Genomic DNA, 16,538 nt, shown 5'->3' on the forward strand with positions numbered 1-16,538 from the left:
CCCGCGAGGTCTACCGCGCCCTGACCACCACACCAACCGAACGAACCAGTCAAAACGACCTTGCTCCTGCCGCTTGACATCTATAGGAGCATCCCATGTGCTCACGCGGGCAGGGCCTGGTCGAGGTCGGCCCAGATGTCGTCCGGGTCTTCGATGCCGATCGAGACGCGGATGACGCCTTCGCCGATGCCGACCGCGCGCAGCTGCTCGTCGGTGAGCTGGCGGTGCGAGGTGCTGGCCGGGTGCAGCGCCAGCGTCTCGACGCCGCCCAGCGACGGGCCGAGCGATGCCAGCCGGATCGCCTGCACGAAGGCCAGCCCGGCCGCCCTGCTGCCCAGGTCGAAGGTCAGCACGCCGCCGTTGCCGGTCAGCAGCTTCCGCGCCAGTTCGTGGCTGGGGTGCGACGGCAGGCCCGGGTAGTGCACGGCGCGCACCGCCGGGTGCTCGGCGAGCCGTTCGGCGATGAACTGGGCGCTCGCGCAGTGCTGGCGCATCCGCAGCGCGAGGGTCTGCACGCCGCGCAGCGTCAGCCACGCCGCGAAGGGATCCGCCGACGCGCCGATCTCCACCAGCTCCGGCCACAGCTCGCGGTGCAGGTCGGCGTCCGCGAACACCGCGACCCCGCCCAGCACGTCGGAGTGGCCGCCGAGGTACTTCGTCGTCGAGTGCACGACGACGTCCGCGCCTTGCTCGATCGGGCGGCACAGCAGCGGGGTGGCGAAGGTGTTGTCCACGACGTTGATCAGGCCCGCCTCGCGGCCCACCGCGAACATCCCGGGCAGGTCGGCGACCTCCACCATCGGGTTCGAGATCGTCTCGGCGTAGAGCAGCTTGGTGTTCGGCCGCAGCGCCTGCCGCGCCTCCGCCGGGCCCGACACGTAGCTGACCTCGATTCCCCAGCGGTGCGCGAGGTTCTCGAAGGACGCGAACGTGCCGCCGTAGAGGCTGCGCTGGGCGATCACGTGGTCGCCGCTGCTCAGCAGCGTCAGCAGCACCGAGTTGATCGCGCCCATGCCGGAGCCGGTCGCGAAGCCGGCCTGCCCGCCCTCCAGCTCGGCGACGGTGTCCTCCAGCGCCCGCACGGTCGGGTTGCCCATTCGCGAGTAGACCGGCGTGCCGTCGGGGTTCGCCATGCCGTCGGCGACGACCGCGGGATCGGCGAAGGCGAAGCCGGAGGTCTGGTAGAGCGGCGCGGTCAGCGGCCGCCCCACGGGGGCCTCCGGGGTCTTGACGTGGACGCAGCGGGTGTTCAAGTGGGTCATGGGAACCAGGCTTCCCCCGGCGGCGGTCCGCGGGAAGCGCCAATGCGGGTAGATTGGCTCCCCGATGGAACCAATTTCGCTGGATCGCGTCGTGGGATTGCTCGGCCGCTGGTCCGCGCAGCGCGGCGCGCTGCACGAGCTGCTCGCGGGACGGCTGCGCCAGCTGATCGAAGACGGCAGCCTGCCGCCGGACACCGTGCTGCCGCCCGACCGCGCGCTCGCCGGCGCGCTCGCGGTCGGCCGCAACACCGTCGTGGCCGCCTACCGGACGCTCCGCGAGGAAGGGCGGCTCGAACGCCGCCAGGGCAGCGGAACCCGGGTCACGTCGGCATGGCTCACCGCCGCCCGCACCGCCGCCGTCGAGTCGGTCGGGCCGATGTACCTGCACCTGCTCGAACCCGCCGACGGCGCGATCCAGCTGACGTGCGCGAGCCCGCTGCTGCCGCCACCGGAACTCGCCGAGCTGCTGCCCGCGGTGACCGCCCGGCTCGCCGGCATCGGCCCCGACATGGGCTACCACCCGGCCGGGGTTCCCGAGCTGCGGCAGGCGATCGCCGACCGCTACGCGCAGCGCGGCGTGCCGACCCGCGCCGAGCAGATCCTCGTCGTGAACGGGGCGCAGCAGGCCCTTTCGCTGCTGATCAGGATGCTCGTGGCGCCCGGCGACGAGGTGCTGCTCGCCGCCCCGACCTACCCGGGATCGTTCGAGCTGTCGCAGGAGGCCGGTGCCCGGATCCGCGCGGTCCGCGCCGGCGACGGGCTGGACTTGGCTGGTTACCTGCGCGCGGTGGCGGATCGTCCGGCGCTGGCGTACGTGATCTCCGCCTTCCACAACCCGACCGGCGAACTGCTGCCGTCGTTGCAGCGCCGCCGACTGGCGGAGACCTGCGAGCGGCACGGCGTCCCGCTGGTCGACGACGAGGTGCTGGCCGAGCTCGACCTCGACGACGCGGCCCCGGAGCCGCTGGACGGCGCGGCGGTCATCAACGTGGGATCGCTGAGCAAGCTGGTCTGGGGCGGCCTGCGGGTCGGCTGGGTGCGCGCCCCCGAGCCGCTGATCACGAGGCTGGCGCGGCTCCGGGCGGTGCACGATCTCGGCGGCCCGGTGCTGGACCAGTGGCTGGCCGCCGCGCTGCTGCCGCGGCTGGACGAGGTGCGCGAGCGGCGGGTCGGCGAACTCCGCGCCCGGCGCGACCGACTCTGCACCGAACTCGACGCGAACCTGCCGTGGACGTTCCGGGTTCCTGCGGGCGGGCAGACGCTCTGGGCCACGCTGCCCTACGGCGACGCGAGCGCCTTCGCCCAGCACGCGCTGCGGTTCGGCGTCGCGGTGCTGCCAGGTCAGTCGCTGGATCCGCAGCGGCGCAGCGAACGCTGCCTGCGCATCCCGTTCCACTACCCGCCGGACGAGCTCGCCGAGGCGGTGCGCCGGATGGCGGAGGCGTGGCGTTCCTACGACGGCACGGCCGCGGTCGCCGCGGTGAACGCGCTGGTCGTCTGAGCGCCGGGGAGTTCGGTGCCGCTGCCGGCGGTGCCGTCGAAGATGCCCATGCGCTGGAACTGCGGCCACAGCTCGGCCCACGGCCGCCGCGGCCCGCTGGCGAGCCAGATCGTGGTGCCCTCGTAGTAGGTGTCGAGCCGGGTGTCCACTGTGGTCATCGGGCGGACGTCGCGGAAGGACCGGAGCAGGTCTTCGCGGGTGCCGCCCAGGTAAACCACGTGCTCGGTGTCCTCCGGCGGGCGGCCGAGGTACCAGAATCCCCGGCTTCCGCTGTACACCTCGGGAATCCCGGCCGCGCTCCCGTAGTGGTGCAGCGCGCCGGCCGACCAGTAGTCGTGGGTGATGACGGCGGTCCGCGGGGGAGCGCGGTGGTAGGCGTCGGCCACGGCCGAGGTCAGCTGCGGCCAGCCGATGCTGCCCCGGCCGAACGTGTCGAACCGCTGGATCGACGACACCGGGAGCACCGGCAGCGCGGTCAGCGCCAGGCAAGCGGAGACCGCGAAAGCCGTGCCGGTGAGCCGGCCCGGGAACTTCGGGGCCTCCACTGCGGCAACGGCGTAGAGCAGGCCGAACAGGCCCGCGACGTAGTAGGGGCGGCCGTCCGCGAGCAGGAAGATTGCCGTGGTTCCGATGGCGGCCCAGCCCAGGTAGCGGTACGGGCGCAGGTTCGGCGAGCGCAGGAGCCGCCACGAGCCGTAGCAGGCTGCGGCCCCACCGACGAGGCCCGCGCATGCGACGGCAGTCGGGAGGAACAGCCAGCCGTACCAGTTCTCGGCGGCGATCGCGGCGGGCATGCGCAGCTGCGGCCAGCCGTGGGCGTGCTGCCAGAGCAGCGTGGGAACCGCGGTGAGCGCGGCGAAACCCGCCCCGCACCAGAGCATCGGGCGGCGCAGCAGCTCGCGCGGTCCAGCCGCGAGGGCGGCGACGCCGACGCAGAGCCACCACGCCGGGATCAGGAACTTGACCTGCAGCGCGACCGCGGTGATCACGCCGGCCCACAGCAGCAGGTGATCCCGGCGGCAGCGCGTCCAGCGCACCACCAGCCAGCCGATCACCGTCCACAGGAACGGATCGAACGACCAGGTCGCGAGCAGGTGCCCGGCGCTGGCGAACTGCACGGTGACCGCCCAGGCCCCGGCGGCGAGCACCTGCGCGCGGCGGTCGCCGCCCAGTTCGCGCGCGGTCAGCGCCGTCACGACGACTCCGGCGGCGGTGACCAGCATCGGCGGAATCCGCAGCGCCATCAGCGAATCCGGGAGCAAGATGTCTAAAGTGGACGCTATCAGCGGGATCAGCGGCGGCTGGTCGGCGTAGCCCCAGGCGAGGTGGTGCCCCGCCGCGATGAAGTAGAGCTCGTCGGCGAAGTAGCCGTAACGCGGGCTGGTCAGCAGCAACGCGATCGCGACGGCCGCAGCGATCAGCAGAACCGGCCGCACCGCCGGCGGGAACGCCGGATCCCGGCCGATTCCCTTCGGCTGCACGGCTTTTCCGGGATGGGTCAACGTCACGGATGAGCCCCTTTCCGGGCGCGCGGAGGCACCGGCCGGAATCGGGTGTTTCCGGCCGATCAGAATCGGTTCTTCGTTGGGGTTCGGTTTGCGCTGGTCAGGGCTCGTGCGTGGTTTGGAGTGCCATAGCGATCCAAAACGCGCACGAGTGCCTACCGGCCGGAACGTTCGCTAATTCAGCAGCGCCAGCGTCGCATCGGTGTCGCAATCGGCGCGTGCCGCGAAATAGGCGGTCATCCATTCGCGATCCAGCGAGCGGCCGTTCTCGAGCAGCCGCGACTGCGCGGCCTGGTACACCCGGTAGAAGGGTTCGCCGTCGCAGGTCGGGACCGTGCCGACCAACATGTTCGCCAGCCATTCGCGCTCCTGCACGGGATCCGCGAGCCGCCCGGTGACGGTCGTGTTGTGCAGGTACACGGGCAGGTCCGGGTTCGCCGAGCTGCCGAACCGCAATTCCTCCGGAGCCCCCGGGATGCCGTGGAGCTTCTCCAGCATCGGCTGGCCGAGTTCGGCGAGCTCGCCGAGCACGTGCTCCTCGTAGCGCGCGACGCAGATCGTCGGCCCGCGCGTCGTGCACACCTCCTGCATCGCCACCGGATCAGCGACCACGTGCCGGTTCAGCGGGACCGACGCGATCAGCAGCGTCAGCGCGGCGACCAGTGCCGCCGGCACCAGCACGAGCCACCGTCGACGCGACACGGCCAGGACGAGGAAGCTCGCCGCGATCGCCGCGAACCACATCGCCTGCAGCGCGCTCGACGGCACCGCGTACATCGACCCGGTGGAGACCTGTGCGGAGAAGAGGATCGTGAACAGCGCGTCGTACCCCGACATCCAACTCGCCCAGCTGGCCGCCGTGTACACCAGAAGTGCCAACGCCGGGGTCAGCAGGACGATCAGCCGCCACCGGACGAGCCGCCCCAGCACCATGCCGAATGCGGCTGCCGCGCCGTGTGCGGGGACGCAGACCAGCAGCGCCGCGATCCAGTCGGTACCGCTACCGGTGGCGATCGGGAAGACGAACATTGCCGCGATTCCCCACGTTGTCGCGATGCCGAGCACCGCGCCCAGCACGAGTGCCGCCCACGACACGAGGAACGGCTGCCAACCCGGCCGGGGCAAGGTCGCCAGGAGTTCCTCGGTGCCGCGTCTGTTCTCCCTGCTCGCGGCCCATGCACCGGCAGTCGCCACCAACGGCCAGGTGAAGATCTGACCGCTGCGCACGACCACGGCGAGATCGTTCCAGCTGCCCGCCCACCACGGTTGCACGAACAGCACCGCGACCAGCGACACCAGCATCGCCATCGCGAGCGGGCCCGCGGTTCCGCGGTAGAACTCGTTCCCGAAGATCCTCCTGCTCATGCCGCGCCCGCCCTGCTGCTGCCCAGCACCGCGCGGTAGCCGTCCGCCAGATCGCCGCCGTCGGCCAGCTCCGCCGGCGTCCCCCGGAAGACCGGCCGACCCGCGTCCAGCACCAGCAGCCGATCGCACGCCTCCGCATCGCCCATGATGTGCGTGGCGAGCACGACGCACCGATCCCGCCCGAGCTCGCGCAGCAGCTCGCGGAATTCGTCCTGCTGCTCGGGATCGAGCCCGGTGGTCGGCTCGTCGAGCAGCAGGAGTCCGGGATCGTTGACGATGGCCTGCGCGATGCCGACGCGGCGCCGCATCCCGCCGGAGAGGCGCTTCAGCTTCTCGTCGGCGCGGTCGCCGAGCCCGACGCGCCGCAGCGCCCGGTCCACGGCCGGCATCAGCTCCGCGGCCGGGACCTCCTTCAACCACCCGAAGTGCTCCACGAACTCGCGCGCGGTGAACCTCGGGTACCACCCGAATTCCTGCGGCAGGTAGCCGATTTCGCGCCGCAGCGGGCGCAGGTCGGCGCCGGCCGGCGGGTGGCCGAGCAGCCGGACCGAGCCGCCGGAAGGCGCGGTCAGCGTGGCCAGCACCCGGATCAGCGTCGACTTCCCGGCACCGTTGGGACCGAGCAGGCCGTGCACGCCGGCGCCGAAGTCCGCGGTGATCGCGTCGAGCACGCGGCGGCGGCCGAATCGCACGGCCAGGTCCTGGATCTCGATGGCGGGCATGGTTCAGCTCCTCGACGTGTGCTGGAAGTTCGTGCGGCGGAGGTAGAGCACCGCGGCGGACAGGACGATCAGCGACGACCACAGCAGCGGCAGCGGCCGGTCGAGCAGCACCGGCACCCGGGCGACGACCAGCGGGCCGCCGGCGAGCACCAGCCAGCCGGTGGCGACCGCGGCGGCCACCGGTTCGAGCCGGAACCGCGAACCGAGCGCCAGGGTCAGGCCGGTCAGCGCCAGGCACGGCAGCAGCCAGCCGACGATCGACGTCCGGTCGGTGATCGCGCCGATCACCGCGCTCGCCGGCACGGTGGTGAGCAGGATCGACAGGGTGCGCCAGAGGACCAGCGGCAGCCCGCCGAGCGCGGTGCCCGCGGTGATCTCGTAGGCCGGGTCGCCCAGCCTGCCGAAGCACAGCGCAACGCCGGCGACGGGCAGGATCGGCGCGATCAGCAGCAGCGCGGAGCCGTGCTGCGACCACCAGCCGCCGGGTTCTTCGATGCTGAGCAGGTCCATCCCGACCGCGCAGGCCAGCGCGACGAGCACCGCGAACAGCCAGGCGCCGCGCACCGCGGGGGCGGCGTTGAGCAGCACCCGCAGCCGGCGCCCCCGGCTCGGCCGGGGGAACTGCGGGGGGAGCGTGGCGAGGCCGGCCTGCGCCTGCAGCACCACCGGATCGCCGGACGCCGCGTCGTTGATCAGCCGTCGGCAGGCGGCGCAGTCGAGGGCGTGGTCCTCCACCTCGTCCGCCTCCGGCAGCAGACCCGCTGCGTAGGCACGCAGGGTGGACGCGGGGAAGTGCTCGTGCGTCATGCGAGTGCCTCCTTCAGGATGTGGCGGGCTTTGCGCGCGCGGGTCTTGACCGTGCCCTCGGGAATTCCGAGCAGCTCGGAGGTCTCCCGCACGGTCCGGCCGTCGAGCACGGTGGCCTGCAGGACCGCCCGGAGCTCGGGGGAGAGCCGGTGCAGGGCGCCGGCCAGCTCGGGGCTGAAGGCCCGGGCCAGCACCTCGTCCTCCGCGGATTCCGCGGTGATCGCCGAATCGACCGGCTCTCCGACGGGCTGGATGCGGACGTTGCGGCGGCGGTGCGCGTCGATCAGCCGGCTCGTCGCGATGGTCCACAGCCAGCCGGCGGCGCTGCGCGACGGGTCGAATCCGCCCGCCGAGCGCCACGCCGTCAGGAAGCAGTCCTGCAGCACCTCGGCGGCCAGTTCGGGATCGCCGCAGCGGCGGCGCAGCCGGACCGCCAGCCAGCCCGCGTTGCGCTCGTAGAGCGCGTCGAAGGCGGCCCGGTCGCCGCGTGCGATCCGCCTGAGCAACCGCTCGTCTTCCCGCTCTTGATCGCGCACACACCTCTAGACGCACGGACGGCCGGAACGGTTTTCGGTCGGCGTGTTCACGCAGAGGTCTTCCGCGTCGCCGGATCGCTTGGTACAAGTAATCGATCCGGTGATTTCGGCTGCCCTACGTGACCGGGACCAAGGTCCCGTCCGGGACAGGACTCTCGACCGGGCGAGATAGGGCCCTTGCCTCTGCGCATTCGCACTACGGAGCGGCAGGGTGGAGTCGTGGATCTGCTCGACATCGCCCGATGGCAGTTCGGGATCACTACCGTCTACCACTTCCTGATGGTGCCGCTGACCATCGGGCTGGCGATCCTGGTCGCCGGCATGCAGACCGCTTGGTACCGCACCGGCAAGCAGCGCTACCTGAAGATGACCAAGTTCTGGGGCAAGTTGATGCTGATCAACTTCGCCATGGGCGTGGTCACCGGCATCGTGCAGGAATTCCAGTTCGGCATGGCCTGGAGTTCCTACTCGCGCTTCGTCGGCGACGTCTTCGGCGCGCCGCTGGCCATGGAGGGCCTGCTCGCGTTCTTCGTCGAGTCGACCTTCCTCGGCCTGTGGATCTTCGGCTGGGACCGCCTGTCCAAGGGCGTGCACCTCGCCTGCGCCTGGGCGTTCTCGCTGGCCACCGTGCTGTCCGCGTACTTCATCCTGGCCGCCAACTCGTGGATGCAGCACCCGGTCGGCATCGAGGTGGTCGACGGCCGGCCCCGGCTGACCTCGATCTGGGCGGTGCTGGGCAACAACACCGTGCTCGCCGCGTTCCCGCACACCGTGTTCGGCTGCTTCGCGGTCGCCGGCTCGTTCCTGATCGGCATCGCCGCCTGGCAGATCGCCCGCCACCACCGCAAGTCCGACCCGGACGACGAGGACCGCCGCGCCTGGCACGGCTCGCTGCGGCTGGGCGCGTGGGTCGCGGTGATCGCCTTCGCCGGGCTGGCGATCTCCGGTGACATCCAGGGCAAGCTGATGTTCCAGCAGCAGCCCATGAAGATGGCCTCCGCGGAGGCGCTGTGCCACAGCGAGGCACCCGCCAGCTTCTCGATCTTCGCGATCGGCGACGTCGCCCGCCCCGACTGCGAGAACGTCAAGAGCATCACGGTGCCCTACATCCTGTCCTACCTCGCCGAAGGCGACTTCTCCAGCGAGGTCGAGGGCGTGCAGGCGCTGATCCCGGAGTACCAGGCCAAGTACGGCACGCACTACCCGGACGACCCGCGGCTGGGCTCGTTCGCGGGGCAGCCGATCGACTACACGCCGAACCTGCCGGTGACCTACTGGGGCTTCCGGTTCATGATCGGCTTCGGTGGCCTGGCCGCGCTCGGTGCGGTGTTCGTGCTCTGGTTGACCCGCAAGCGGAAGTTCCCGCCGGGCAAGTGGTGGGCGCCGCTGGCGGTGCTGAGCATCGCGCTGCCGTTCCTCGGCAACATCGCCGGCTGGGTGTTCACCGAGATGGGCCGCCAGCCGTTCGTGGTGGTGCCCAACCCCGATGCGTCCGGCGTCGACGGCGTGTGGATGTTCACCGCGTCGGCCGTGTCCTCGGGGGTGTCCCCCGGCGAGTTGCTGACCTCGGTGATCGCCCTGACCGCGCTGTACGGGGTGCTCGCGATCGTGGAGATCTTCCTGATCGTCCGCTACGTGCGCGGCGGCTTCGACGGGGTGATGCCGCCGAAACCGCCGGAGGGCGAGGAGAAGTCCGACGCCGAAGCCCTGTCCTTCGCGTACTGAGAGGCTGCACCTGCGATGGATCTGCCCACCTTCTGGTTCTGCGTGATCGCCCTGCTGTGGCTGGGCTACCTGTTCCTGGAGGGCTTCGACTTCGGCGTCGGCATGCTGCTGCCGGTGCTGGGCCGCCGCAACGAGGAGCGGCGGGTGCTGATCAACACGATCGGCCCGGTCTGGGACGGCAACGAGGTCTGGTTGATCGTCGCGATCGGCGCGACCTTCGCCGCCTTCCCCGGCTGGTACGCGTCCCTGTTGAGCACGGCCTACCTGCCGCTCCTGGTGCTGCTGCTGGCGCTGATCGGGCGGGGCGTGGCGTTCGAGTACCGCGGCAAGGTGGACACCGCCCGTTGGCGGCGCACCTGGGACGTGGTGATCGTGCTCGCCTCGTGGATCTCGCCGCTGATCGTGGGGCTGGTGCTGTCCGCGAGCGTCTTCGGGCTGCCGCTGGACGCCAACGGCGACCGGATCGGCGGCTGGTGGACGATCTTCACGCTGCCGAACGTGATCGGCGCGCTCGCGGTGTGCGCGTTCTCGCTGCTGCACGGCGCGGTGTTCCTGTCGCTCAAGACCGAGGGCGAGATCCGGGAGCGGGCGAGGCGGTTCGCGCTGCGGGCCGGGCTGCCGCTGCTGCTGCCGGTGATCGCGCTGGTGGTCATCGCGCAGCTCCGGGAGGGCGAAGCCTGGACCTGGGTGCCGCTGGTGATCGCGCTGGTCGCGGCGCTGGCCGGGCTGGCCCGGCTGTACCGGTGGCGGGACGGCCAGGCGTTCGCGCTGCAGGGCGTGGCGCTGGCCGGTGTGGTGGTGACCCTGTTCGGCGCGCTGTGGCCGAACGTGATTCCGTCCACTTTGGACCCGGCGTGGTCGCTGTCCATCGCGGACACCGCGTCCAGCCCGTACACGCTGACGGTGATCACCTGGGTGGCGGCCCTCGGCACCCCGGCGGTGCTGATCTACCAGGGCTGGACGTACTGGGTGTTCCGCAAGCGCATCGGCACCAAGCACATCCCGCCGGTGCACGTACCCGGTGCCTGACGGTTTCCGCTGGTCCGCCAGTTGGTGAAACAATGTTTGATCTTTGTCGTTGAAGCGGCGCAGCCGCTTAGCCCACCTGAGCAACTTGCACCGCCGCGGGTTCTCAGACTGTGCCCACCCCGCCGGGGTTCTCGGCGAGGACAAGCCCCGATGCCGCGTATTGGTCATACACAAATCGGGGATCCCACAGCGAGAAGGCGTCCCGCAGGGGGGCCGCTACCCGCACCGCCACGCAAAACGAGCCTGGAAACAAGTAGGGAGTTCGTGATGGGTCCGCTCGGAGCTCTGCCTCGGCTTTCGGGGTCGGCCCGGCGCGCGCTCGTCGTGGCCGGGCTGCTCTCCGTCGGCAACGCGGCCGCGCTGATCGTGCAGGCCTGGGCGTTGGGCAGCGCGCTCGCGGCCGTGGTGACCAGCGCCGCCTCGCCGGAGGAGATCGGCGACCACCTCGTGGTGCTCGCCGGCGCGGTGGTGGCGCGGGCCGCGCTGGGCTGGGCGACCGAGTCGGTGTCCGCCCGGGCCGCGGCGGGCGCGAAGGAGGAGCTGCGCGGCCTGCTGCTGGATTCCGCGCTGCGGCGGGGCCCGGAGTGGATCCACCGGCGCGGCCCGGCCGAGCTGACCGCGCTCGCCACCAAGGGCCTCGACGCGCTCGACGCGTACTTCACCAAGTACCTGCCCGCGCTGGTGACCGCGGCGGTGGTGCCGCCGCTGGTGGGGGCCTGGATCCTGTTCTCCGACTGGGTCTCCGCGCTGGTCATCGTGATCACCGTGCCGCTGATCCCGCTGTTCGCGTGGCTCGTCGGCAAGTACACCGAGCAGCGCACCTCGCGCGCCGCCGACGCGGTGCAGCGCCTGTCCGGGCAACTGCTGGAGCTGATCCGGGCGCTGCCGGTGCTGATGGCGTTCGGACGGGCGCGGGCGCAGGGCCAGGTCGTCCGCCGCGTCAGCGACTCGCACCGCCGCACCACGATCGCGACGCTGCGCATCGCCTTCCTCTCCGCGCTGGTCCTGGAGCTGCTGTCGTCGCTGTCGGTGGCGATGGTGGCGGTCGGCATCGGCCTGCGGCTGGTCTCCGGCGACCTCGACCTGGCGACGGGCCTGCTGGTGCTGGTCCTCGCGCCGGAGTGCTACCTGCCGCTGCGCGCGGCGGGCGCGGCGCACCACGCGAGCGAAGACGGCGTCGAAGCCGTCCGCCGGGTCGACGAGATCGTGCGGGACGGTCACCCTGCCGGTGCGGGTGGTCCGCAATTTCCATTGAAATCGAACCTTCGATTTCAATGGAAATTGCGGCACCCCGAACCCGGGCGGGACGGTCCTGCGGTGCGGGGGACCGGCGAGCCCGGGGGCTCGGGCGGGACGGTGCGGGTGGCCGGGTTGCGGGTGCGGCGGCGGGACGGGTTCGCGCCGGACGGCCTGAGCTTCGTGGCGCGGCCCGGCGAGATCGTGCGGCTGGAGGGCTTCGATGGGATCGGGCCGAGCGGTAGCGGCAAGTCGACGACGATGTCTGTGCTGCTCGGCTTCGCCGCCCCGGAAAGCGGCACGATCACCTGCGACGACGTGGACATCGCCGAGCTGGACCCGGCCGAGTGGCGCCGCCGCATCGCGTGGGTGCCGCAGCGCCCGACGTTCACCGGCGGCACCGTCGCCGACGAGCTCACCGTCGCCACCGCCGACCAACCCGACCTGACGGCGCACGTCGGCGAAGCGCTCGCCGACGCGGCCGCCGCCCACCTCCGCGACCGCCGCATCGACGAACTGTCCACAGGAGAGCGTCAACGGGTCGCGGTGGCCCGCGCCCTGCTGAGGCTGCGCGGCGACGCGAAGATCCTGCTGCTCGACGAGCCGACCGCGCACCTGGACGCCGCGACGGCCCACCAGGTCAACGAGGCGGTTCGCCGCGCCGCCGAAGAGGGCGCGACGGTCGTGCTCGCCAGCCACCGCCCGGAGACGGCCGAAGCCGAACCCGAAGCGGCCACCGCGGCCCTTCCGGCCGCCCCGCCCGACCTGCCGGCGGCGACCGGTCGCATCCGCGACCTGATCACGCCGCGAACGCTCCTCGGCGTCGGCCTCGGCGCGCTCTCGCTGCTCTCCGGCCTCGCGCTGACCGCGACGTCGGCCTGGCTGATCGCCCGTGCTTCGCAGCAGCCGCCGATCCTCACGCTCTCCGTCGCGGTCGTGGGCGTGCGCACCTTCGCGCTGTCGCGCGCGGTGCTCCGCTACGCGGAGCGGCTCGTCACGCATGACGCCGCCTTCCGGCTCTCCGGCCGCCTCCGGCGGCAGCTGTGGGATGCCCTCGTGCGACTCGGGCCGGTGCGCACCGCCGGGCTCCGCCGCGGCGAGGGCGTCGCGCGCCTCGTCGACGATGTCGACTCCGTCCGCGATCTGGAGCCGCGCGTGATCCTCCCGCCGCTGGTCGCGGCGGTCGTCGTGGTCGCTGCGGTGGTGCTCCAAACGCTGGTGCTCCCCGAAGCGGGCGTGGTGCTCGCAGCTGCGCTGCTCGTCGCCTTCGTCGCGAGTCCGCTCGCTGCGCTCGCCGCGGAGCGCCGCGCGACCGCTGCCGTGGCGGAAGGGCGTCGCCGCGTCGCGGCTCGTGTCCTCGCGCTGCTCGACGGCTCGGCGGAACTGCTCGCCTTCGGCGCGCACGAGGAGCGTCGAGCCGAACTGGCCGCTGCCGACGAGCGCCTCGCCGCTCGTGCCCGCCGAGCGGCCTTCGGCGCGGGTGCCGCGACGGCCGTGAACACGCTCCTCGTCGGGATCGCGGTTCTCGGCGGGGCGTGGTTCGGGGCGGCGGCGGTGGCCGAAGGCTGGTTGGCGCCGGAGCTGGCTCCGCTGCTCGGGCTGGTGCCGCTCGCCGCGGCGGAAGCCGTCGCGTTGCTGCCGCCCGCTGCGCAGCAGTGGAAGTCGTTGCGTGCAGCGCAAGCACGTCTGGCGCCGTTGCTGGCGGTCGCCTCGGGCGGTGGATCCGTTGGTGCTTCTGCTGATCGGGTGGCGTGGTCGGGTGTCGAGCTGGTCGGTGGTGATGTCCAGCGACAGGGCTCGGGTGGTGAATCTGTTGTTCCTGCCGGTTCGGGACGTCAGGTGGCGCCGTCCGGTGGTGATGCCCAGCAGCAGGGCTCGGACGGCGAACTTGCCGATCCGGAGCGCCGCGCAGCTGATCCGGCGGCACGGTCGGGTGTCGAGCTGACCGGCGTCGATGTCCGGTGGCCGGGTTCGGGCGGAATCGCCTTGCGGGGCGCGGACTTGCGGGTGCCCGCCGGGGCGCACGTCGCGGTGGTCGGACCGTCCGGCGGCGGGAAGTCGACGATCTTGGCGCTGCTGCTGGGATTCCTGGAGGCCGAGCGGGGCGACGTGCAGGTGCCGCGGAAGGTCGCGTGGTGTCCGCAGGAGCCGCAGCTGGTGTCGACGACGGTCCGGGAGAACCTGCGGCTCGCCGCGCCGGAGGCGGACGACCGCGAGCTCGGCGAGGCGCTCCGGGTGGCGGGGCTGCCGGGCTGGGAGGACCGGCTGGACGCGATGGTCGGCAGCGGCGGCACGGCGATGTCGGGCGGCGAGGCGCAACGCCTCGCGCTGGCCCGGGCCCTGCTGGCCGCGGACGCGGAGCTGGTGCTGCTCGACGAGCCGACCGCGCACCTGGACGTGCCGACCGCGGAGGCGCTGCTCGCCCGCCTGCGCCATGAGCTGCGCGACCGCACCGTCATCCACGTGACGCACCGCTGGTCGGAGACCGAACACGCGGACATCGTCCTGCGCGTCGAGGCCGGCGAGATCGCGGTCGTCCGCGAGGCCCAGAGCGAAGGCGCCCTCCCGTGACCTCCGCTGTTTACGGGGCCGTGCGTTGCAGGTGCTGTTCGAGATGTGGTGGCGTGGGGTCGTGCTAGGGCGCGTTCGGCTTCGAAGCGGTGCAGCGACCTGTCGACCGGAGCTGGTGAGGCGAACAGTCCGTTCACTCCGCACCGGCAGCGCGCACCGGCGTCGGGTGGAGGAAGCGAACGGCCTGTTCACCTCGTCCATCGGGACGAACGGTCCGTTCACCTCGCCGACCGCGTCCCGGATGGGCTGTGACCTGCGTCGTCCGGACCGGCCTTCGCACTCGCGGGAGCTATAGCCTCGTGCATGACATGGATTCCACCCTCGCCAAGCGCATGCTGGCGGCGTCCACCGAGATCACCCGGCTGGCGCTGTCCGCCGAAGATCCGGAGGCCGTCCTCCCTCTGGTCGTCCGCCGGGCCGCCGAACTCGCAGAGGCCGACCTCGGCGTCGTCACCGTGCGAGCCGACGACGGCCGCCTGACCGTCGAGGCCGCCTACGGCGCGCCCACCGCGACCGGCCCGCTCGGCGACCCGGTCGGCACCGTCCTCTCGTCGCGTTCGGCCGCGGCGCGGGTCGCCCGCAGCGGCGTGCCGGTCGTCGTCGACGACCTGATCGACGACCCGCTCACCGCCCCTTACGTCCCCGCTGCGCTGCGGGTTTACGGCCCGTTCGCGGTCGCGCCGTTCGGCACCCGCGAGCGGCGGCTCGGCGCGCTCGCCGTGTATCGGCGACGCGGTGCCAGCACCTTCACCCGGGTCGCGGTGGACGTGCTGACCTCGTTCGCGGCGCAGGCCGGGCTCGCGCTGGTGCTCGCGGAGGGCTCCACGGCGCGCCAGCGCATCGCCGTCTACCAGGAGCGGGAGCGCATCGCGCGCGACCTGCACGACGTGATCGTCCAGCGGCTCTACGCCACCGGCGTGCAGCTGGAGGTCCTGGAGCGGCGGCTGTCCGGTCGCCTCGACACCGCCGACGCCGCCCGCCTGTCCGAGACGATGGAGCAGATCGACCAGGCGATCGCCGAGGTCCGCGCCACCGCCCGCACGCTGCGCTCGGCGGATCCGGAGGACCCGGCGCACGCGCCCGCGCTCGACGATTCGATGCGTTCCGAGGTGCAGATCGCCGGGGAGCTGCTGGGCTGGCCGCCGCGGCTGGAGATCGAAGGCAATCTCAGCGACGTGCCGGTGCCGGTGGCCGACCATGCCCGGGCCGCGCTCCGCGAGGCGCTGTCCAACGTGGTCCGGCACGCCGGCGCGAAAACCGTGCTGGTGCGGGTGCGGCGCTCGGAATCGGGGCTGTTGCTGCAGGTGGTGGACGACGGCTGCGGAATTCCCCGCGACGTGAGCAAGCGCGGCCTGCGAAACCTCGAAGAGCGCGCGGTCGCGGCGGGCGGCCGCTGCGTGATCACGTCCTCGCCGGACAGCGGCACCACGGTCACCTGGGAGGTGCCGCTGACGGCGGCCACCTGAGGCGTCAGCGCCGCGGCGACTTCAAATCGGCGAGGAGCGCGTCGAGCGCCGCGCTCAGCGCGCCGACGTTCGCCGCGTCGAACCAGGTGGTGCGGATTCGCTGGTTGGTCCCGTTCGGCGTCTCGTGATCGGCCGCGATCCGGGGCAGCGGCCGCGACTCGTCGCCCAGCGCCCGGCCGGCGGCCTGGAACAGGCCGCGGACGTACCGGTCCGCGTCATCCGCCGGAATCCCCTGCCGGGCAGCCCATTCCGCGATCGTGACCAGGTACCGGTAGTGCGAGGTGATGGTCGCCGTCATCGCGGAGAAGACGTTGAACGAATCCTCGTCCGTCGCCGGGAGCGCCCCGCCGAGCCGGTCGAAGAGCGCCGCCGCGGCCGGGTGGGACGGGTAGATGACGGTGACCGATCTCCGCTCGCGCGCGGCGGGCAGCGGGATCGAGCGCACGACCGGCGCTTCGGTGCCGAGGATCCGGCGCACCTCGTCGACGTCCACGCCGGCCATGGCGCTGACCACGATCTTGTCCGCGGCGACCGCCAGCCCGCCGAGGGCCTCATCGCGGTCGGCGGGGCGGACCGCGACGATCACCACCGCGGCGCGGTCGACCACGTCCTGGTTGCCGGCGCACACCCGAACGCGCGAAAAGCGCTGGGCCAGCTCGGCGGCCGCGTCCGCGCCCCTGGGGGAGAGGAAGATCTCCGGCGGGTCGTCCACGCCCGTGCACAGGCCTTCCACGATGGCGCGGGCGATCTCGCCGACGCCGATGATCCCGACGCGATCGGTCATCGCGCGCCTCCGCTTCTGGGTTCGGTCAG

The 16,538-nt window shown here is 72.3% G+C and carries 12 protein-coding genes; 5 read left to right on the forward strand and 7 right to left on the reverse strand.

The window, feature by feature from the left end; translation table 11 throughout:
• Positions 1 to 101: 101 nt before the first annotated feature.
• A complete protein-coding gene (locus AC07FN_RS23135; protein ID WP_478397491.1) occupies positions 102 to 1,262 on the reverse strand; it encodes a trans-sulfuration enzyme family protein in 1,161 nt (386 codons plus the stop codon).
• Positions 1,263 to 1,326: 64 nt separating this feature from the next.
• Here AC07FN_RS23135 and AC07FN_RS23140 point away from each other — a divergent pair, with 64 nt between their 5' ends.
• Positions 1,327 to 2,763, forward strand: coding sequence for an aminotransferase-like domain-containing protein (locus AC07FN_RS23140; RefSeq protein WP_478397492.1), 1,437 nt, complete (start codon positions 1,327 to 1,329; stop codon positions 2,761 to 2,763).
• On the opposite strand, the gene AC07FN_RS23145 is transcribed toward AC07FN_RS23140, so the two are convergent.
• The 5 genes from AC07FN_RS23145 to AC07FN_RS23165 form a co-directional block, all read right to left on the reverse strand.
• Positions 2,715 to 4,271 carry an ArnT family glycosyltransferase gene (locus AC07FN_RS23145; RefSeq protein WP_478397493.1) on the reverse strand — a complete coding sequence of 519 codons (1,557 nt, stop codon included), beginning with the start codon at positions 4,269 to 4,271 and terminating at the stop codon, positions 2,715 to 2,717. The genes AC07FN_RS23140 and AC07FN_RS23145 overlap by 49 nt on opposite strands.
• Before the next feature lie 171 nt (positions 4,272 to 4,442).
• Positions 4,443 to 5,633, reverse strand: coding sequence for a hypothetical protein (locus AC07FN_RS23150; RefSeq protein ID WP_478397494.1), 1,191 nt, complete (start codon positions 5,631 to 5,633; stop codon positions 4,443 to 4,445).
• Positions 5,630 to 6,355, reverse strand: a complete 726-nt coding sequence (locus AC07FN_RS23155) for an ABC transporter ATP-binding protein (RefSeq protein ID WP_478397495.1) — start codon at positions 6,353 to 6,355, stop codon at positions 5,630 to 5,632. Before AC07FN_RS23155 ends, AC07FN_RS23150 begins: the two co-directional genes overlap by 4 nt.
• A 3-nt stretch (positions 6,356 to 6,358) precedes the next feature.
• Complete coding sequence (locus tag AC07FN_RS23160; RefSeq protein WP_478397496.1) at positions 6,359 to 7,162, reverse strand: anti-sigma factor family protein; 804 nt, start codon at positions 7,160 to 7,162, stop codon at positions 6,359 to 6,361.
• Complete coding sequence (locus tag AC07FN_RS23165; RefSeq protein ID WP_452613489.1) at positions 7,159 to 7,698, reverse strand: RNA polymerase sigma factor; 540 nt, start codon at positions 7,696 to 7,698, stop codon at positions 7,159 to 7,161. The genes AC07FN_RS23160 and AC07FN_RS23165 overlap by 4 nt, the downstream gene beginning before the upstream one ends.
• Before the next feature lie 219 nt (positions 7,699 to 7,917).
• On the opposite strand from AC07FN_RS23165, the gene AC07FN_RS23170 reads away from it, so the two are divergent.
• The 4 genes from AC07FN_RS23170 to AC07FN_RS23185 all read left to right on the forward strand — a co-directional run bounded on the left by AC07FN_RS23170 (position 7,918) and on the right by AC07FN_RS23185 (position 15,725).
• Positions 7,918 to 9,423 carry a cytochrome ubiquinol oxidase subunit I gene (locus AC07FN_RS23170; RefSeq protein ID WP_478397497.1) on the forward strand — a complete coding sequence of 502 codons (1,506 nt, stop codon included), beginning with the start codon at positions 7,918 to 7,920 and terminating at the stop codon, positions 9,421 to 9,423.
• Positions 9,424 to 9,438: 15 nt separating this feature from the next.
• Positions 9,439 to 10,452 (forward strand): cytochrome d ubiquinol oxidase subunit II, encoded by a 1,014-nt coding sequence (gene cydB, locus AC07FN_RS23175; protein ID WP_478397498.1) that lies wholly within the window; start codon positions 9,439 to 9,441, stop codon positions 10,450 to 10,452.
• Positions 10,453 to 10,719: 267 nt separating this feature from the next.
• Positions 10,720 to 14,259, forward strand: coding sequence for a thiol reductant ABC exporter subunit CydD (cydD, locus tag AC07FN_RS23180; RefSeq protein WP_478397499.1), 3,540 nt, complete (start codon positions 10,720 to 10,722; stop codon positions 14,257 to 14,259).
• Between the two features lie 308 nt (positions 14,260 to 14,567).
• Complete coding sequence (locus tag AC07FN_RS23185) at positions 14,568 to 15,725, forward strand: GAF domain-containing sensor histidine kinase (RefSeq protein ID WP_478397500.1); 1,158 nt, start codon at positions 14,568 to 14,570, stop codon at positions 15,723 to 15,725.
• A gap of 4 nt (positions 15,726 to 15,729) precedes the next feature.
• Here the strand turns inward: AC07FN_RS23185 and AC07FN_RS23190 are convergent, their stop codons facing one another.
• Positions 15,730 to 16,509 carry an NAD(P)-binding domain-containing protein gene (locus AC07FN_RS23190; protein ID WP_478397501.1) on the reverse strand — a complete coding sequence of 260 codons (780 nt, stop codon included), beginning with the start codon at positions 16,507 to 16,509 and terminating at the stop codon, positions 15,730 to 15,732.
• Positions 16,510 to 16,538: the final 29 nt, after the last annotated feature.

This window comes from Saccharopolyspora sp. NPDC045941 (genome assembly GCF_056431445.1).

Excerpts from the sequence above, each read along its gene's own strand:
- AC07FN_RS23135 (WP_478397491.1), bottom strand. The coding sequence starts at position 1,262 with ATGACCCACTTGAACACCCGCTGCGTCCACGTCAAGACCCCGGAGGCC.
- AC07FN_RS23140 (WP_478397492.1), top strand. The coding sequence starts at position 1,327 with ATGGAACCAATTTCGCTGGATCGCGTCGTGGGATTGCTCGGCCGCTGG.
- AC07FN_RS23150 (WP_478397494.1), bottom strand. The coding sequence starts at position 5,633 with ATGAGCAGGAGGATCTTCGGGAACGAGTTCTACCGCGGAACCGCGGGC.
- AC07FN_RS23155 (WP_478397495.1), bottom strand. The coding sequence starts at position 6,355 with ATGCCCGCCATCGAGATCCAGGACCTGGCCGTGCGATTCGGCCGCCGC.
- AC07FN_RS23160 (WP_478397496.1), bottom strand. The coding sequence starts at position 7,162 with ATGACGCACGAGCACTTCCCCGCGTCCACCCTGCGTGCCTACGCAGCG.
- cydB (WP_478397498.1), top strand. The coding sequence starts at position 9,439 with ATGGATCTGCCCACCTTCTGGTTCTGCGTGATCGCCCTGCTGTGGCTG.
- cydD (WP_478397499.1), top strand. The coding sequence starts at position 10,720 with ATGGGTCCGCTCGGAGCTCTGCCTCGGCTTTCGGGGTCGGCCCGGCGC.
- AC07FN_RS23185 (WP_478397500.1), top strand. The coding sequence starts at position 14,568 with ATGGATTCCACCCTCGCCAAGCGCATGCTGGCGGCGTCCACCGAGATC.
- AC07FN_RS23190 (WP_478397501.1), bottom strand. The coding sequence starts at position 16,509 with ATGACCGATCGCGTCGGGATCATCGGCGTCGGCGAGATCGCCCGCGCC.